Raw genomic sequence first — 15,419 nt, 5'->3', positions numbered from 1 at the left:
AAGCGGGACGTCTTTCCTTGGACCACCAACGCACTGCTTGCGAACCTCAGTTGGCCGCTTGCGTGTGATGATCATAGACCACCGGAGGGGCCGGAGGCCAATCAGCCGTCCTGGCCGTCCCCCACCGGCTCGAACCGCCACCGATGCACGGCCCGCGTGACCAAGTCCCCCGAAGGCTCGGGGAGTTCCGGAAGCTCGGCGGTGAACTCCGCGTCCCACCAGGTGATGACGAGCACCCGGTCCTGCGGGGCCCGGAAGGTCTCCCGCCGCAGGGGCCGCCGGCCGAGTTCCTGCCGCCGCGCCCAGGCGAGCAGGTCCTCCCCCCGGCCCGCGACCGCCCGCGCCTCCCACATCAGCGCCACCGTCACGGGTACAGGTTCTCCTTGCTGACCTCGTGGACATGGTCGTGGGTGTGCCCGGTGCCCGGCACATGGGGATCCGTCACCGGCAGGGACGAGTCCGCCGACAGGTCCCAGCCGGAGGCCGCGCGGCCCCGGGAGACCATCTCGGCGCCCAGCGCCGCGACCATCGCGCCGTTGTCCGTGCACAGCTTGGGCCGGGGCACGCGCAGCCGGATACCGGCCGCCTCGCACCGCTCCTGCGCCAGGGCCCGCAGCCGCGAGTTCGCGGCCACGCCGCCGCCGATCATCAGATGGTCGACGCCCTGGTCCTTGCAGGCCCGTACGGCCTTACGGGTCAGCACGTCCACCACCGCTTCCTGGAAGGACGCGGCCACGTCACGCACCGGCACGTCCTCCCCGGCCGCCCGCTTGGCCTCGATCCAGCGGGCCACCGCCGTCTTCAGACCGGAGAAGGAGAAGTCGTAGGCGGGGTCGCGCGGACCCGTCAGCCCGCGCGGGAAGGCGATCGCCGCCGGGTCGCCCTCCCTGGCGTACCGGTCGATGACCGGCCCGCCGGGGAAGCCCAGGTTCAGCACGCGCGCGATCTTGTCGAAGGCCTCGCCCGCCGCGTCGTCGATCGTCGCGCCCATGGGCCGTACGTCCGAGGTGATGTCCGTGGACAGCAGCAGCGAGGAGTGCCCGCCGGACACCAGCAGCGCCATCGTGGGCTCCGGCAGCGGGCCGTGCTCCAGCTGGTCCACGCAGATGTGCGAGGCGAGGTGGTTGACGCCGTACAGCGGCTTGCCCAGGGCGTAGGCGTACGCCTTGGCCGCCGAGACGCCGACGAGCAGGGCGCCGGCCAGACCGGGCCCCGCGGTGACCGCGATGCCGTCCAGGTCCCGAGCGCTGACCCCCGCCTCCTTCAGCGCGCGCTCGATGGTCGGCACCATCGCCTCCAGGTGGGCCCGGGAGGCCACCTCCGGGACGACCCCGCCGAACCGGGCGTGCTCGTCGACGCTGGAGGCGACGGCGTCGGCCAGCAGGGTGGTGCCGCGGACGATGCCGACGCCGGTCTCGTCGCAGGAGGTCTCGATGCCGAGGACGAGCGGCTCGTCCCTCAAGTCAGTCATGGGTCTCGGTTCCTTGTACACCGTTGACGGAGGTTGCCGGGTCGGACAGGCGCATCACCACGGCGTCCACGTTCCCCGGCTGGTAGTAGCCGCGCCGGAAGCCGATGGGCTCGAAGCCGAAGCGCTCGTAGAGCTTCTGGGCGCGGACGTTGTCCACGCGGCACTCGAGCATCACCTCCGTGCAGTCGAAGGCGGACGCGGCCCGGAGCAGCTCGGTCAGCAGCCGGGAGCCGAGTCCGGTGCCCCAGTGGTCGCGGGCGACGGCGATGGTCTGCACGTCGCCCTGCCCGCCGGCGGCGACCAGCCCGGCGTACCCCACGAGCCGGCCGTCCTCCTCGGCCACCAGGTAGCGCCGGGTCGCCTCCGGGCCCCTGGAGTGCGCCAGCTCGGACCAGAACATGCCCCGGGACCAGGCGTCCTCGGGGAACAGGTCCTTCTCCAGCTCCAGCACCGGGTCGATGTCCCACCAGCGCATCTCGCGCAGCACGCACCGGGCGGACCCGGTCGTCGTCTGTCCCGTCACTTCGGGGTGACCACCTTGTAGTTCTTGGGCACCTGCGCGTCCGGCCGGCGCAGGTACAACGGCCGGGGCGCGGGCAGCTCCTCCCCGGCGGCCAGCCGCTCGGCGGCCAGTGAGGCGAGAGCGGCGGCCGACACGTGCTCGGGCTCGTGCGTCCGCGGGAAGGTCTCGGGGTAGAGCAGCGCGCCGGCGCCGACCGCGGGCAGGCCCCTGACCTGGTCGGTGATGTCGGCGGGCCGGTCCACGGCCGGGTCGGTGACCCGGGTGCGCGAGTCGGCGTAGCGGGCCCAGTAGACCTCCTTGCGGCGGGCGTCGGTCGCCACGACGAAGGGGCCGGGGACGTCGGCCGCGTAGGCGAGGCCGTCGAGCGTGCACAGGCCGTGCACGGGCACGCCGAGGGCGAGTCCGAGGGTGTCGGCCGTCATCAGGCCGACGCGCAGGCCGGTGTACGGGCCGGGTCCGATGCCGGCGACGACGCCCGTGACGGCGTCCAGCTTGAGCCCGGCCTCGGCGAGCACCCGGTCGACGGCCGGCAGCAGGAGCTCTCCGTGCCGGCGCGCGTCCACCTGGCTGGAGGAGGCGATGACGGCCGTACCGTCGTGCAGAGCGACGGTGACGGCGGGGGTGGCGGTATCCAGAGCAAGCAAGAGCACGCAAACAGCCTACGGCTCCCGCGCCTCCGGCACGGCCGCCCGGGTCGGGCGGATCACGGCTGCTACGGTCGCCGCGGGACGGCTGGTACGACCGATGCGGAGGTGCACGACCGTGGCACGGAGCAGTTCGGGGTTCGTGGCCGGGCTCACCGCCGCGGCCGTTCTCACGGTCGGCTTCCTCGCCTACCAGGCGCAGGCGACCGTGCCGCGGAATCTGACCGGCCGGCCCGGCCCGAAGGCGACGCACGCGGCGAGCGCATCCAAGGCGCCCCGCGACAACCGGCGCCCGGACGCCCTGCCCCGCGGCTCCGGAACGGGCGAGCGGGTCGTGTACTCGCTCGACGACGACCGGGTGTGGCTGGTCGGCGCGGACGGGACGGTCCAGAACACCTTCAGGGTCAGCCCCGGCAACGTCCACCCGGCGCCGGGGACCTACGCGGTCGCGTCCCGTTCGAAGGCGATCACCGGGACCGACGGCGTCCCCGTCGAGCACGTGGTGCGGTTCACCAGCACGGACGGGGCGGTCATCGGTTTCAGCGCGGCGGTGGACGGCTCCTGGCCCACGCCCAACCCGGCGATCAAAACCGGCGGCATCCGCGAGTCCCGCGCGGACGGCGAGACGATGTGGATGTTCGCGACGATCGGCCAGAAGGTGGTCGTCATCCGCTAGCGCCGGTCGCAGCACCGGACGGCCGACCACCGGAACCGACCTTCCGTGAGAGCCCGCCGTCCGCCGGGCACGCCGCCGCCGAAGTCAGTCGTCCGCAAGTCAGCCGATCGGGTTACGCCGCTTCGCGGGGCTCCCCCACCGTGCGGGGGTCCGCGGGCTCCGGGGCGCGTGGCGGCCGGGAGACGGCGTCGGCGGCGGCGCAGGAGGCCAGCAGGTCACGCATGGACACACCGCCCACCGCGTACGGCCGCGGCCTCGACTGGTGCCGCTGCTGGTGTTCGTTGCTCTCCATGGCCGACATGGACGCCTCCTGGGGGCCGGGGGCGGACGTGGTTAGGCGCGCCTAACCACGGGCTGAACACCATGTGACCACGCCCGGAGCGCCCTGCGCAAGAATTTGCCGACGTCCTGTCGGAAACTCCGGGCGGCGCTCAGGCGGTCAGAACGCCCAGGTCGACGGCGGACCACCGGTCCCCGATACCCGTCACCGTCACGTGCCGCACCTCGTCCGTGGTGTCGCCGACGGCCCGGTGGATCAGGACCTGGAGCCGGTCGTCGGTCAGCTCCTCGACCTTGCCCTCGCCCCACTCCACGACGACCACCGACTCCGGCAGCGACACGTCGAGGTCGAGGTCCTCCATCTCGTCGAGCCCGCCGGACAGGCGGTAGGCGTCGGCGTGCACGAGCGGCGGGCCGTCGCCCAGGGAGGGATGCACCCGGGCGATCACGAAGGTCGGGGAGGTGACGGCGCCGCGCACGTCGAGCCCCTCGCCGAGGCCGCGGGTCAGCGTGGTCTTGCCCGCGCCGAGCTCCCCGCTGAGCATCACGAGGTCGCCCGCGCGCAGCAGCTTGGCCAGCCGGCGGCCCAGCTCGCGCATCTGCTCGGGGGCGTTGACGGTGATCTCGACGGACCCGGGGTCAGGGATGTGCCGTGCTGCTGGTGCTTCCATAACCGTCAACGGTAGTGCCTGCCGGGACCGCGCCCGCGCGGGCGAGCAGGTCGGCGAGGCGGTCCGTGACGACCTCCGGGTGCTCCAGGATCACCAGGTGACCGGCGTCCGGGACCAGCACCAGCTCCGCCTCGGGGAGCAGGCCGGCGATGGCCTCACTGTGCTCGCTGGGCGTGACCAGGTCCTGCACCCCGGCCAGGACCAGCACCGGTATGTCCGCGAAGAGGGCGAGCGCCTCGGTCTTGTCGTGGTCGGTGAAGGCCGGGTAGAACTCGGCGACCACGTCGATCGGTGTGCTCTCGATCATCCGCTCGGCGAACCGGGCGACCGCCGGGTCGACGTCCCGGCCGGCGAACGAGTACCGCTTGATGACGCCGGCGAACAGGTCCGCGGTGGCCCGCCGTCCCTTCTCCACCAGCTCGGCGCGCTGCCCGAGCGCCTTGAGCACGCCGGGGAGCACCCGTCGTACCGCGTTGACGCCGGCCACCGGCAGTCCGAAGTTGACCTCGCCGAGCCGTCCGGAGGAGGTGCCGACGAAGGCGGTGGCGACGACCCGCTCGCGGATCAGCTCGGGGTACTGGGAGGCCAGCGCCATCATCGTCATGCCGCCCATGGAGTGCCCGACGAGCACGAGGGGTCCCTCGGGAGCGGCGGCGTCGATGACGGCCTTCAGATCGCGGCCAAGCTGGTCGATGGTCAGTTCCACGCCGTCACGGCTCTGGGCGAGGCCCCGGGCGGACCGGCCGTGGCTGCGCTGGTCCCAGTGGACGGTGCGGACGACTCCGCGCAGGGCGGCGCGCTGGAAGTGCCACGAGTCCTGGCTGAGGCAGTAGCCGTGGCTGAAGACGACGGTGACGGGGGCGGGGGCCTTGCGGCCGAAGAGCCGCCGGCGGCGCGGGCCGAGGTTCGCGGTGGCGTCGGGGTCGATGTCGTCGACCTCGTAGTGGAGCTCGGTGCCGTCGTCGGCCAGGGCCTTGCCCGGCGTGCCGCGCAGGGCGCCGTAGGGGCCCACGGAGTCCAGGGCGAGCCGGGCCTTGCGGCGTATGCCGCGGCCGACGGTCATCCGTTCGATGGCGACCCCGGCGGCGGCGCCCGCCGCCACCACGCCTATCGCCGCGCCGGCGATGCCGGTCGCCCGACGCCAGCCGCCGGCCGCCTCCGCGGCAGAGGCGACGGCCGCCGTGGCGGCCTTCGCGACGGCCCCCGCACTGCTCTCGCTCACGTACCGCTCCTCTTTTCGCCGTACTGCTGTTCGCCTCAGTGGCCGGCACCGGCCCCGGTGGGTGCCGCCGTGCCGCGCCCAGGTGTCCGCGCGGGTCACCCGTCCTGCGCGGTCCGCTCCCCGTCCTCTGCCCCGCCCTGCTCCTCGTTGACATAGACGCGCGGGACGCGCGATCCGATGCGCGTGACGATCTCGTACGCGATGGTGCCGGCGGCCTGCGCCCAGTCCTCGGCGGTCGGCTCGCCGCGGTCGCCGGGGCCGAAGAGCACGGCCTCGGAACCGATCTCGGGCTCGTCGCCGCCGAGGTCGACCACGAACTGGTCCATGGCGACCCGTCCGGCGACCGTACGCCACTTGCCACCGACCAGGACCGGCCCGGTGCCGGACGCGTGCCGTGGGATGCCGTCCGCGTAGCCGACGGGCACCAGGCCGAGGGTGGTCTCGCCGGGGGTGAGGTAGTGGTGCCCGTAGCTGATGCCGTGGCCGCCCGGCACGTGCTTCACCAGGGCGAGCGAGGCGGACAGGGTCATGGCGGGGCGCAGCCCGAAGTCGGCCGGGGTGCCGAGTTCGGCGCTGGGCGAGACGCCGTAGACGGCGATTCCGGCGCGGACGAGGTCGAAGTGGCTCTCGGGGAGGGTGAGCGCGGCGGGCGAGTTGGCGATGTGCCGCACCTCGGGGCGCAGACCGCGCTGTTCGGCGTGGGCGGTCATCTCGCGGAAGAGGGCGAGCTGCGCGGCGATGGAGGGGTGGCCCGGCTCGTCGGCGCAGGCGAAGTGGGACCACAGCCCGGTGACCCGGATCAGACCGTCGGCCTCGGCGCGCACGGCCTCGGTGACGAGCGCGGGCCAGTCGGCGGGCTGGCAGCCGTTGCGGCCGAGTCCGGTGTCGGCCTTGAGCTGCACGCGTGCGGGACGGCCGGCCTGCCGGGCGGCCTCGCGGACCTCCGCCAGCGCCCACAGGTCGCTCACGGACATGTCGAGGTCGGCCTCGATCGCCTCCCGCCAGGGCCCGCCCGGTGTCCACAGCCAGCACATGATCCGCACCCGCTCGGGCGGCAGACCGGCCGCGCGCAGGGCGAACGCCTCCTCGGGCGTGGCGGTGCCCAGCCAGGTCGCCCCCGCCGCGACGGCCGCGCGGGCGCACGGGACCGCGCCGTGGCCGTAGGCGTCGGACTTGACCACGGCCATGACGGCGGCGCCGGACACGCGGTCGCGCAGGGCCCGCACGTTGGCCCGTACGGCGGCCAGATCGATTTCGGCACGGGCACGCAGCGGCGCCGTTTGTGGGTGTGCTGTGTCGTTCATCGCGCCCCCAGTGTCTCAGAGGCACCGGACGGCCCTTCGAGAAGCGGGTCGGTGGCGGCCCCGGTCACGCCGCCGCGCCCCCTTGGCGGCTCAGTCCCGTACGTCCCGCCAGGCCCTCGGGATGGTCTCCGCGATGTCGTGGGCGCCGATCGGCGCGCCGTGCGCGGCGATCCGGCCGGCCAGTCCGTGCAGATAGGCCGCCGCGCTGCCCGCGTCCAGGGCGGGGAGACCGGCGGCCAGCAACGAGCCGGCCAGGCCTGACAGCACGTCACCGCTGCCGGCGGTGGCGAGCCAGGACGTACCGGTCGGGTTGACCCGCACGGGGCCGCCGTCCGGGTCGGCGACGAGGGTGGTGGAGCCCTTGAGGAGGACCGTCGCCCGGTAGGCGGCGGCGAGTTCGCGTACGGAGGCCAGCCGTGCGCCCTCGACCTGCTCGCGGGCCACCCCGAGCAGGGCCGCGGCCTCCCCGGCGTGCGGGGTCATCAGGGTCGGGGCGGTACGGGCGCGTACGGCGTCGCGGTCGGCCAGGCGCAGCCCGTCCGCGTCGATCAATACGGGTACGTCGGTCTCCAGCACCTCGGCGACGGTGGCCGCGTCGTCCCCGGCGCCCGGTCCCACCACCCACGCCTGCACGCGGCCGGCCCTGTGCGGGCCCTGGTCGGACACGAGTGTCTCCGGGAAGCGGGCGATGACGGCCTGCCCGGCCGGGCCGACGTACCGCACCGCGCCCGCCCCGCCGCGCAGCGCGCCCGACACGGCGAGCACGGCCGCGCCCGGATAGCGGGCCGAGCCCGCCGCGATGCCGACGACACCGCGCCGGTACTTGTCGCTCTCGGCGGCCGGTTGCGGCAGCAGCGCGGCCAGGTCGGCGTGCTGGAGCGCCTCCAGTTCGGGTGCGGCGGGCAGCTCGGGGCCCAGGCCGATGTCGATGAGGCGGACCGTGCCGGCGTACTCGCGGGCCGGGTCGACGAGCAGCCCCGGCTTGTGCGTGCCGAAGGTGACGGTCAGGTCGGCGCGCACGGCGTCGCCCAGCACCTGCCCGGAGTCCGCGTCCACCCCGCTCGGCAGGTCCACGGCGACGACGGCCACCCCGGAGCGTGCCGCGCGCTCGGCCAGTGGCGCGGCGTCGGCGCGCAGGCCGCCCTTGCCGCCGATGCCGACGATGCCGTCGACGACGAGGTCGGCCCGGTCGATCGCCTCCCCGGCGGCGCCGTCCGGGGCCACGCTCCCGCCCGCCCGGCGCAGCGCGGCGAGGCCGCCGGGGTGGGTGCGGCCGGGCGCGAGCAGCACGGCGGTCACCCCGGCGCCGCGCCGGGCCAGTCGGGCTCCGGCGTACAGCGCGTCGCCGCCGTTGTCGCCGCTGCCGACCAGCAGCACCACCCGGCGTCCGTACACCCGCCCGAGCAAGTCCGCGCTCGCGGCGGCGAGTCCGGCAGCGGCCCGCTGCATGAGGGCGCCGTCGGGGAGCCTCGCCATGAGCGCGCGCTCGGCTGTCCTGACCGTCTCAACGCTGTACGCGGTACGCATGCGGTCGAGTCTGCCCCGGATGCGTCCGATCCCGCACGCGGACCGGTGACGGGAGCGGTGACGCGGGGGCGTCAGCCCTCCGCGATCACCACGGCGGACGCCACGCCCGCGTCGTGGCTCAGGGACAGGTGCCAGGAGCGGACGCCCAGTTCCGCGGCCTTGGCGGCGACCGTGCCGCTCACCCGCAGCCGCGGCCGGCCGGAGTCCTCGACGTACACCTCCGCGTCGGTCCACAGCAGTCCGGCCGGCGCGCCGAGCGCCTTGGCGAGCGCCTCCTTGGCAGCGAACCGGGCGGCCAGCGACGCCATGCCCCGGCGTCCGCCGCCGGGCAGCAGCAACTCGCTCTCCACGAACAGCCGCGTCGCCAGTCCGGGCGTCCGCTCCAGCGACGCCGCGAACCGGTCGATCTCGGCCACGTCGATACCGACCCCGATGATGCTCATGCGGAGCACCCTACGGGCCGCACTTCACCTGCCGCGCTACCGCTGTCAGTCGACCTCGGAGGCCGGGAACAGCCCTGCGCCGCCGAACTCGAAGCAGACCGACTCGGGGCGGTCAGTTTCCCCCACGCAGAGCCTCCACATAGTCCACCGCGTCCTGGCCGCCGGTCATGTCCGGCCAGAACCCCGCCCGCAGTTCGTCGTCCGAGAGCTGCGGCTCTGTCGGAAGGAGCTCGATCTCCGTCGCGCGCACCTGGACCACTTGGCCCTGTGCGTTCTCGGTGATCTCGCCGGTGACCTCCACCCGGTCACGTCGCCAGGCCCGCCGCAGCTCGGTGTCCAGATCATCACCAAAATAGACAGGAATCACTTCCCCGCCGACCTCGGTGCGCAGCACCGCCCGGGGACAGCGATGCTTTCCCTCCACCAGGCCGCTGAGACGTCCCCGCCGCGAGCCGAACGTGCGCAGGCGCGCACGCGTGGCGGCCTGCAGATTGAACGCGGTCCTCTGTGTGACCTCGGCCGTCCGGACTTCGACGCCGTCCGCACGTACCGCGACGAACATGCCGACATCGGGCGATGCTCCGAGGGAACGGGCGACCTGCTGTCCCAGCGATGCCGCACGGGCGGTCCAACCGGTCGGGATGCGTTCTGCGGTCTCGGCTTCACCCAGCCCGGCCACGGCGGTCCGCAGCACCCGTTCCACGACCTGGTAGTCGGAGTGTTCGGCGATGCGTAGCGGCTCAAGGACACAGGTCACGCTGCCCAGCCTGAGCTCAGAAGAGACGCTGTCGAGGATAGGGAGACGGAACCAGACATATGCGGCGCAGCGTCGACTCAGACCCTCGCGGATCCTCGGGGCGGGCGACTTCTCGATCGTGGCGACACCTGAGTGCAAGCTCCTGAGCCTCCACTACGCGGCGGCCAGTTCGCACCAGACGATTTTGCCGCGGTTGCCCTCCCTGGCCAGGGGCTGCCAGCCCCACAGGTCGGAACAGGCCCGCACGAGCGCCAGCCCGCGCCCCTCTTCTCCGTCGCCCACGCGTTCCAGGGGGACGGGCGGCTCGGGGGGCGCGGGGTCGGCGCCCCACGCCCCGATCCGCAGTACACCCGCTGCCCACCGCAGCCGCAGCGCGGCGGGCCCCTTGGTGTGCCGTACGGCATTGGACACCAGCTCGGTCGCGAGCAACTCGGCCACGTCGACGAGCCGAATCAGCCCGTGCATGGTGAGAATCAGCCGGAGCGTGCACCGACTGACGGTGACGGCGCGGAGGTCGTTGGGGATGTAGAGGCAGTATTCCCAGGGTTCCGACACGTCTTCGGGCATGGCTCAACTCCGTTCGGACGGCAAGGGGTCAGGAATCGCTCCGCAGCGTGTGCGTCGCGTGACAGACGGTAGGTCATAGATTTATTCCGCTGCAAGCGGATCCCGTAACCTGACCCCGAACGAGGCACATGCAACGGGACGTCGAAGGCCAGGGAGGAAGTCATGCCGCCCAGACGGCATCCCACTACACGCCAGGCACGCCTGGGCGCCGAGCTGCGGAAGCTACGTGAGGCCGCAGGCCTCAAGGCCACCGAGGCAGCGAGCCTGCTGGGGGTGAACTCCGTCCAGATGAGCCAGATCGAGTCCGGAATCGCGGGGGTGAGCGAGCAACGCGTTAGGCGCTTGGCCTCTCATTACGCCTGCACGGACGCGGATTTGATCGCGGCGCTGACCGCGATGGCGACAGACCGCACGCGCGGCTGGTGGGAGGAGTTCAGAGGCCTTCTGCCGACGCCGTTCCTGGACATCGCCGAGTTGGAACACCACTCAACATATCGACGCGACGTCGAGTTCTTGTTCATTCCCGGCCTGCTTCAGACGGACGCCTACGCCCGTGCCGCCTTCTCGTCCAGAATCCCCGAGCTACCCGACGAGGAACTCGAACCGCGCGTCCATCACCGGATGCAACGCAAGGTGATCCTCGAAGGGTCGAGCCCCACCCCTTATGAAGCGATCATCCATGAGGCGGCACTGCGCATCAGGGTAGGTGACCGCGCGGTTTCACAGGCTCAACTCCACCGCGTCCTGGAGCTGTCCGAGTCGGAGCACATCACGGTGCGTGTAATTCCCTTCGACCTCGACGGCTTCGGAGGGGCCTGGAGCGCCATGATGCTCGCGGGCGGCCCCGTTCCCAGGTTGGACACGGCCGTACGCGACGCGCCGCACGGCACCGCTTTCATCGACTCTGAGGCTCAACTCGGCGTTTTTCGCACACTCTTCCGTACACTGGACGACGCGTCGCTCGGGCCCGAACGCTCACGTGTATTCATCCACCAACTCGCAAAGGATCTGTGAGGCGCACCGTGACCAACCTTGGCAACTGGCGGAAGTCCTCTTACTCCGGCGGCGGCGATGGCAACAACTGTGTCGAGATCGCCAACTCCCCCACCCACATGGCCATCCGAGACTCCAAGGTCCCCACCAGGGCTGTCCTCACCTTCCCAGCCGGAGCCTTCACCGCCTTCGTCAAAGCCCTGAAGACCACCGGCACCCCGGAACGCTGAGGCGGCAGCCCATGCCCACCCCTGTCTGGCGGAAGTCGTCCTACTCCGGTCCTGGCGACGGCAACGACTGCGTCGAGATCGCCAACTCCCCCACCCACATGGCCATCCGAGACTCGAAGACCCCGGCCGGAGGCATCGTCACGCTTCCGGCCGAGGTCTTCAGCAGCTTCGTGGAGGCACTGAAGCGTCACTCCACCGTGACGGACTTCGCCAGGTTCCGCGGCTGATCCACCTCGTTGCCCCGCGCGGTGGCGAGTTCGCAGGCGAAGACCTGCAACGGGACCGTGGCGACCAACGGCTGGAGCAGGGTCGGGGTGGCCGGGATGCGGATCAGGTGGTCGGCGTACGGCGCGACCGCCTCGTCCCCCTCCTCCGCGATCACGATCGTGCGGGCACCCCTCGCCCGGATCTCCTGGATGTTGGAGACGATCTTGTCGTGGAGGAGGGACCGGCCCCGCGGGGACGGCACCACCACGACCACCGGCAGGTCCTCGTCGATCAGCGCGATCGGCCCGTGCTTCAGCTCGCCCGCCGCGAAGCCCTCGGCGTGCATGTACGCCAATTCCTTGAGCTTCAGGGCGCCTTCGAGGGCGACCGGATAGCCCACGTGCCGGCCGAGGAACAGCACCGTGTTCTTGTCCGCCAGCGAGCGCGCCAGCGCCCGTACCGGCTCCATCGTCTTCAGGACCCGCTCGACCGCGCCGCCGATCTGCGACAGGTCGCGGATCACGACCTGGATCTCGTCGCCCCACTTGGTGCCGCGGACCTGGCCCAGGTACAGCGCCACCAGGTAGCAGGCCACGAGCTGGGTCAGGAACGCCTTCGTCGAGGCGACCGCGACCTCCGGGCCCGCGTGGGTGTAGAGGACCGCGTCCGACTCGCGCGGGATGGTGGAGCCGTTGGTGTTGCAGATGGCCAGTACCTTGGCGCCCTGCTCCCGGGCGTGGCGCAGGGCCATCAGCGTGTCCATGGTCTCGCCGGACTGGGAGATGGCGATGACGAGGGTCTGGGCGTCCAGGATCGGGTCCCGGTAGCGGAACTCGCTGGCGAGTTCCACCTCGCAGGGGATCCGCGTCCAGTGCTCGATGGCGTACTTGGCGATCATGCCCGCGTGGAAGGCCGTACCGCAGGCGATGATGACGACCTTGTCCATCTCGCGCAGCTCGGCGGCGGAGATGCGGACCTCGTCCAGCGTCAGGGAGCCGCCCGCGTCGATGCGGCCGAGCAGCGTGTCGGCGACCGCCTTGGGCTGCTCGGCGATCTCCTTGAGCATGAAGTAGTCGTAGCCGCCCTTCTCCGCGGCCGCCGCGTCCCAGTCGACGTCGTAGGAGCGGACGTCGGCGGGCCGACCGTCGAACCCGGTGACCGTCACCCCGTCCCGGCGCAGCTCCACCACCTGGTCCTGGCCCAGCTCGATCGCGGAGCGGGTGTGGGCGATGAACGCGGCGACGTCGGAGGCGAGGAAGGCCTCGCCCTCCCCGACGCCCACGACCAGCGGGGAGTTGCGGCGGGCGCCCACGACCACGTCCGGCTCGTCGGCGTGCACGGCGACCAGCGTGAACGCGCCCTCGAGGCGGCGGCACACCAGCCGCATGGCCTCCGCCAGATCGGCGCTCACCGAGAACTCCTCGGCGAGCAGGTGCGCCACGACCTCGGTGTCGGTCTCGGAGTACAGCTCGTGCCCGCGCTCGGTCAACTCGGCCCGCAGCGCGGCGAAGTTCTCGATGATGCCGTTGTGGACGACGGCGACCCGCCCCGAATTGTCCAGGTGCGGGTGGGCGTTGCCGTCGGTGGGCCCGCCGTGGGTGGCCCATCGGGTGTGCCCGATGCCCGTGGAACCGGTCGGCAGTGGCCGGTCCGCGAGTTCCTTCTCCAGGTTGACCAGCTTCCCGGCCCGCTTGGCCGCCGCCAGCCCGCCGTCCGCGAGCACGGCGACACCGGCCGAGTCGTAACCCCGGTACTCCAGCCGCTTCAGACCGGCCATCACGACTTCGAGTGCCGACTGCGACCCCACGTATCCCACGATTCCGCACATGGGCGGCAGCCTACGGGCCCGCGCCCGCCGGAAGTGGGGACTTCGTGCCCGAAATCGGAAATTCCCACCGGGGCAGGAAGGGCCCCGGTGGGACTCCGGATCACTTCAGCTTGGCGAGCTGCGCGTCGACGAGCGCCGTGGGGAAGTCGAAGTCCTTGCCCGAGACGGCCGCCGCGAGGTTGATGGCGGGGAGGTAGACCACGGTGGCGCCCTTGCGGACGACGACGGCCTTCACCGGAGCCTTGACGCCGTCGGCGTTCATGGTCTGCGTCACCGCGAACGCCTCGTCGGCGCCCTCGGGTGCCTGGGTCACGGCCACCTTGGCGATCCCGGTCTTGGTGCCGTCCGCGATGTAGGTGTAGCCGCCGGCGCACTTGTCGGCGGCCGTCCGAAGGTCCTTCAGCGCCTGCTCGGCGCCGCCGTCGTCGTAGGAGGCGAGGGTCACGACGGCCTTCTCGCGGTCGAGTCCGGCCAGCAGGGCGACCTGGGGGTCGGCGCCCGCCGCGGGCTTCTTCCCGTCGGCCAGCCACGACCGCTTCACGGTGGCGGCGGGCGTGCCCACCCAGCTGCCCGACTGGACGAGCGCCAGCGGCGTGCAGGCGGCGTCGCCGGTCTTCACCTTGTCCTGGGCGATGTCGTCCTTCGCCGGCAGCTTGGTGACCTTGCCGCTCTTGACGTCCGCCTGGGTCAGCGCGGCCTTCTCCAGCTCGGCGGCGCCGAGCGCCTTGGCCGGTGCGGCGGAGGCGGTCTTGTCGGCCTGCGCGGTCTTGCCGTCGTCGGCCTTCGCGTCCTTGCTGTCGGAGGAACCGCCGCAGGCGGTGGCGAGCAGGACCAGAGCGGCGGTGGACGCGGCGAGCGCGGTACGGCGGACCACGAGGGAACTCACGGAAGGTCACTCTTTCTCTTCGGACCGGCGGACGGTCTCCCCGGCCAGTCACCGCACTCTATGTGCCGCAGCCCTGGAGATGATCTTGAATAAGCGGCCCGGTACCCGAACGTGACGGCGACGTGATCTCCACTCCCCGCGGACGTGACACAGCCCACCCTGCGCGCTGTTCAAACTCCGTTAACAATGGAATGTGATCTCTCCGGTCTCCTCGATGCCCCGGAGCGCCCACCGGTCCCGGCCGGAGGCGACTCCCTACGTCGACCTCACCCGCGCCGAATGGAGCGCGTTGCGTGACAAGACGCCGTTGCCGCTCTCCGCCGCGGAGGTCGAGCGACTGCGCGGTCTCGGCGACGTGATCGACCTCGACGAAGTGCGGGACATCTACCTGCCGCTGTCCCGGCTGCTCAACCTCTACGTCGGCGCGACGGACGGGCTGCGCGGCGCGCTGAACACGTTCCTCGGCGAGCAGGGTTCCCAGTCCGGCACGCCCTTCGTGATCGGGGTGGCCGGCTCGGTCGCCGTGGGCAAGTCGACCGTCGCCCGGCTGCTCCAGGCACTGCTGTCCCGCTGGCCCGAGCATCCGCGGGTCGAGCTGGTCACCACCGACGGGTTCCTGCTGCCCACACGGGAGTTGGAGGCGCGGGGGCTGATGTCGCGCAAGGGCTTCCCGGAGTCGTACGACCGGCGGGCCCTGACCCGGTTCGTCGCCGACATCAAGGCCGGCAAGGACGAGGTGACCGCGCCCGTCTACTCCCACCTCATCTACGACATCGTCCCCGGCGAGAAGCTGACCGTGCGGCGCCCCGACATCCTCATCGTCGAGGGCCTGAACGTCCTCCAGCCCGCCCTGCCCGGCACGGACGGCCGCACCAGGGTCGGACTCGCCGACTACTTCGACTTCAGCGTGTACGTCGACGCGCGCACCGAGGACATCGAGCGCTGGTACCTGGACCGGTTCGGCAAGCTGCGCACGACGGCCTTCCAGGACCCGTCCTCGTACTTCCGCAAGTACACCCAGGTGTCCGAGTCGGAGGCCCTCGACTACGCCCGCAGGATGTGGCGGACCATCAACAAGCCGAACCTGGTGGAGAACATCGCGCCCACCCGGGGCCGTGCCACGCTCGTGCTGCGCAAGGGCCCCGACCACAAGGTGCAGCGGCTGAGCCTGCGCAAACTGTGACGTCTACG

The 15,419-nt window shown here is 72.1% G+C and carries 19 protein-coding genes; 5 read left to right on the top strand and 14 right to left on the bottom strand.

The genetic code is table 11. From position 1 onward, the window contains the following. Positions 1-101: 101 nt before the first annotated feature. From OIE49_RS21515 to tsaB, 4 genes are read right to left on the bottom strand one after another with little or no spacing between them, the layout of a single operon-like run. A complete protein-coding gene (locus OIE49_RS21515; protein ID WP_326803696.1) occupies positions 102-368 on the bottom strand; it encodes a hypothetical protein in 267 nt (88 codons plus the stop codon). Further along, positions 365-1,471 carry a tRNA (adenosine(37)-N6)-threonylcarbamoyltransferase complex transferase subunit TsaD gene (tsaD, locus tag OIE49_RS21510; RefSeq protein WP_326803695.1) on the bottom strand — a complete coding sequence of 369 codons (1,107 nt, stop codon included), beginning with the start codon at positions 1,469-1,471 and terminating at the stop codon, positions 365-367. The genes OIE49_RS21515 and tsaD overlap by 4 nt, the downstream gene beginning before the upstream one ends. Continuing rightward, a complete protein-coding gene (gene rimI, locus OIE49_RS21505; RefSeq protein WP_326803694.1) occupies positions 1,464-1,994 on the bottom strand; it encodes a ribosomal protein S18-alanine N-acetyltransferase in 531 nt (176 codons plus the stop codon). The genes tsaD and rimI overlap by 8 nt, the downstream gene beginning before the upstream one ends. Then, entirely contained in the window at positions 1,991-2,644 is a 654-nt protein-coding gene (gene tsaB / locus OIE49_RS21500; protein ID WP_326803693.1) for a tRNA (adenosine(37)-N6)-threonylcarbamoyltransferase complex dimerization subunit type 1 TsaB, read from the bottom strand. The genes rimI and tsaB overlap by 4 nt, the downstream gene beginning before the upstream one ends. A 94-nt stretch (positions 2,645-2,738) precedes the next feature. On the opposite strand from tsaB, the gene OIE49_RS21495 reads away from it, so the two are divergent. Further along, on the top strand, positions 2,739-3,314 hold the full coding sequence (locus tag OIE49_RS21495; RefSeq protein ID WP_326803692.1) for a hypothetical protein: 576 nt from the start codon (positions 2,739-2,741) through the stop codon (positions 3,312-3,314). Between the two features lie 112 nt (positions 3,315-3,426). Here the strand turns inward: OIE49_RS21495 and OIE49_RS21490 are convergent, their stop codons facing one another. The 8 genes from OIE49_RS21490 to OIE49_RS21455 form a co-directional block, all read right to left on the bottom strand. Next, the gene (locus OIE49_RS21490; protein ID WP_326803691.1) at positions 3,427-3,615 is read right to left on the bottom strand and encodes a hypothetical protein; all 189 of its coding nucleotides are present in this window, start codon (positions 3,613-3,615) and stop codon (positions 3,427-3,429) included. A 130-nt stretch (positions 3,616-3,745) separates the two neighbouring features. Then, a complete protein-coding gene (tsaE, locus tag OIE49_RS21485) occupies positions 3,746-4,264 on the bottom strand; it encodes a tRNA (adenosine(37)-N6)-threonylcarbamoyltransferase complex ATPase subunit type 1 TsaE (RefSeq protein ID WP_326803690.1) in 519 nt (172 codons plus the stop codon). After that, positions 4,233-5,486: an alpha/beta fold hydrolase gene (locus tag OIE49_RS21480; RefSeq protein WP_326803689.1), complete on the bottom strand. Its 1,254-nt coding sequence runs from the start codon at positions 5,484-5,486 to the stop codon at positions 4,233-4,235. The genes tsaE and OIE49_RS21480 overlap by 32 nt, the downstream gene beginning before the upstream one ends. 95 nt (positions 5,487-5,581) lie before the next feature. Further along, positions 5,582-6,790, bottom strand: coding sequence for an alanine racemase (gene alr / locus OIE49_RS21475; RefSeq protein ID WP_326803688.1), 1,209 nt, complete (start codon positions 6,788-6,790; stop codon positions 5,582-5,584). A gap of 90 nt (positions 6,791-6,880) precedes the next feature. After that, entirely contained in the window at positions 6,881-8,317 is a 1,437-nt protein-coding gene (locus OIE49_RS21470) for an NAD(P)H-hydrate dehydratase (protein WP_326803687.1), read from the bottom strand. 71 nt (positions 8,318-8,388) lie between these two features. Further along, positions 8,389-8,760, bottom strand: coding sequence for a holo-ACP synthase (locus OIE49_RS21465; RefSeq protein ID WP_100569774.1), 372 nt, complete (start codon positions 8,758-8,760; stop codon positions 8,389-8,391). A 112-nt stretch (positions 8,761-8,872) separates the two neighbouring features. Next, positions 8,873-9,655: a hypothetical protein gene (locus OIE49_RS21460; protein ID WP_326803686.1), complete on the bottom strand. Its 783-nt coding sequence runs from the start codon at positions 9,653-9,655 to the stop codon at positions 8,873-8,875. A gap of 15 nt (positions 9,656-9,670) precedes the next feature. Beyond that, positions 9,671-10,084 carry an ATP-binding protein gene (locus tag OIE49_RS21455; RefSeq protein ID WP_326803685.1) on the bottom strand — a complete coding sequence of 138 codons (414 nt, stop codon included), beginning with the start codon at positions 10,082-10,084 and terminating at the stop codon, positions 9,671-9,673. A 162-nt stretch (positions 10,085-10,246) separates the two neighbouring features. On the opposite strand from OIE49_RS21455, the gene OIE49_RS21450 reads away from it, so the two are divergent. From OIE49_RS21450 to OIE49_RS21440, 3 genes are read left to right on the top strand one after another with little or no spacing between them, the layout of a single operon-like run. Continuing rightward, on the top strand, positions 10,247-11,098 hold the full coding sequence (locus OIE49_RS21450; RefSeq protein ID WP_326803684.1) for a helix-turn-helix domain-containing protein: 852 nt from the start codon (positions 10,247-10,249) through the stop codon (positions 11,096-11,098). Between the two features lie 8 nt (positions 11,099-11,106). Then, on the top strand, positions 11,107-11,307 hold the full coding sequence (locus OIE49_RS21445) for a DUF397 domain-containing protein (protein WP_326803683.1): 201 nt from the start codon (positions 11,107-11,109) through the stop codon (positions 11,305-11,307). An 11-nt stretch (positions 11,308-11,318) separates the two neighbouring features. Continuing rightward, positions 11,319-11,534, top strand: a complete 216-nt coding sequence (locus tag OIE49_RS21440) for a DUF397 domain-containing protein (protein ID WP_326803682.1) — start codon at positions 11,319-11,321, stop codon at positions 11,532-11,534. Here OIE49_RS21440 and glmS read toward each other — a convergent pair. Next, complete coding sequence (glmS, locus tag OIE49_RS21435) at positions 11,495-13,342, bottom strand: glutamine--fructose-6-phosphate transaminase (isomerizing) (protein ID WP_326803681.1); 1,848 nt, start codon at positions 13,340-13,342, stop codon at positions 11,495-11,497. The two genes, OIE49_RS21440 and glmS, sit on opposite strands and share 40 nt — an antisense overlap. 100 nt (positions 13,343-13,442) lie before the next feature. Beyond that, positions 13,443-14,228: a hypothetical protein gene (locus OIE49_RS21430; RefSeq protein ID WP_326803680.1), complete on the bottom strand. Its 786-nt coding sequence runs from the start codon at positions 14,226-14,228 to the stop codon at positions 13,443-13,445. Between the two features lie 214 nt (positions 14,229-14,442). Here OIE49_RS21430 and coaA point away from each other — a divergent pair, with 214 nt between their 5' ends. After that, on the top strand, positions 14,443-15,411 hold the full coding sequence (gene coaA / locus OIE49_RS21425) for a type I pantothenate kinase (protein WP_199836679.1): 969 nt from the start codon (positions 14,443-14,445) through the stop codon (positions 15,409-15,411). The last annotated feature ends 8 nt before the right edge of the window (positions 15,412-15,419 follow it).

Origin of the sequence: Streptomyces sp. NBC_01788, assembly GCF_035917575.1 — a bacterium.
Taxonomy (GTDB): Bacteria; Actinomycetota; Actinomycetes; order Streptomycetales; family Streptomycetaceae; genus Streptomyces.
Note: the sequence above shows the minus strand (reverse complement) of the source record. Positions and strands in the feature narration are given on the sequence as shown.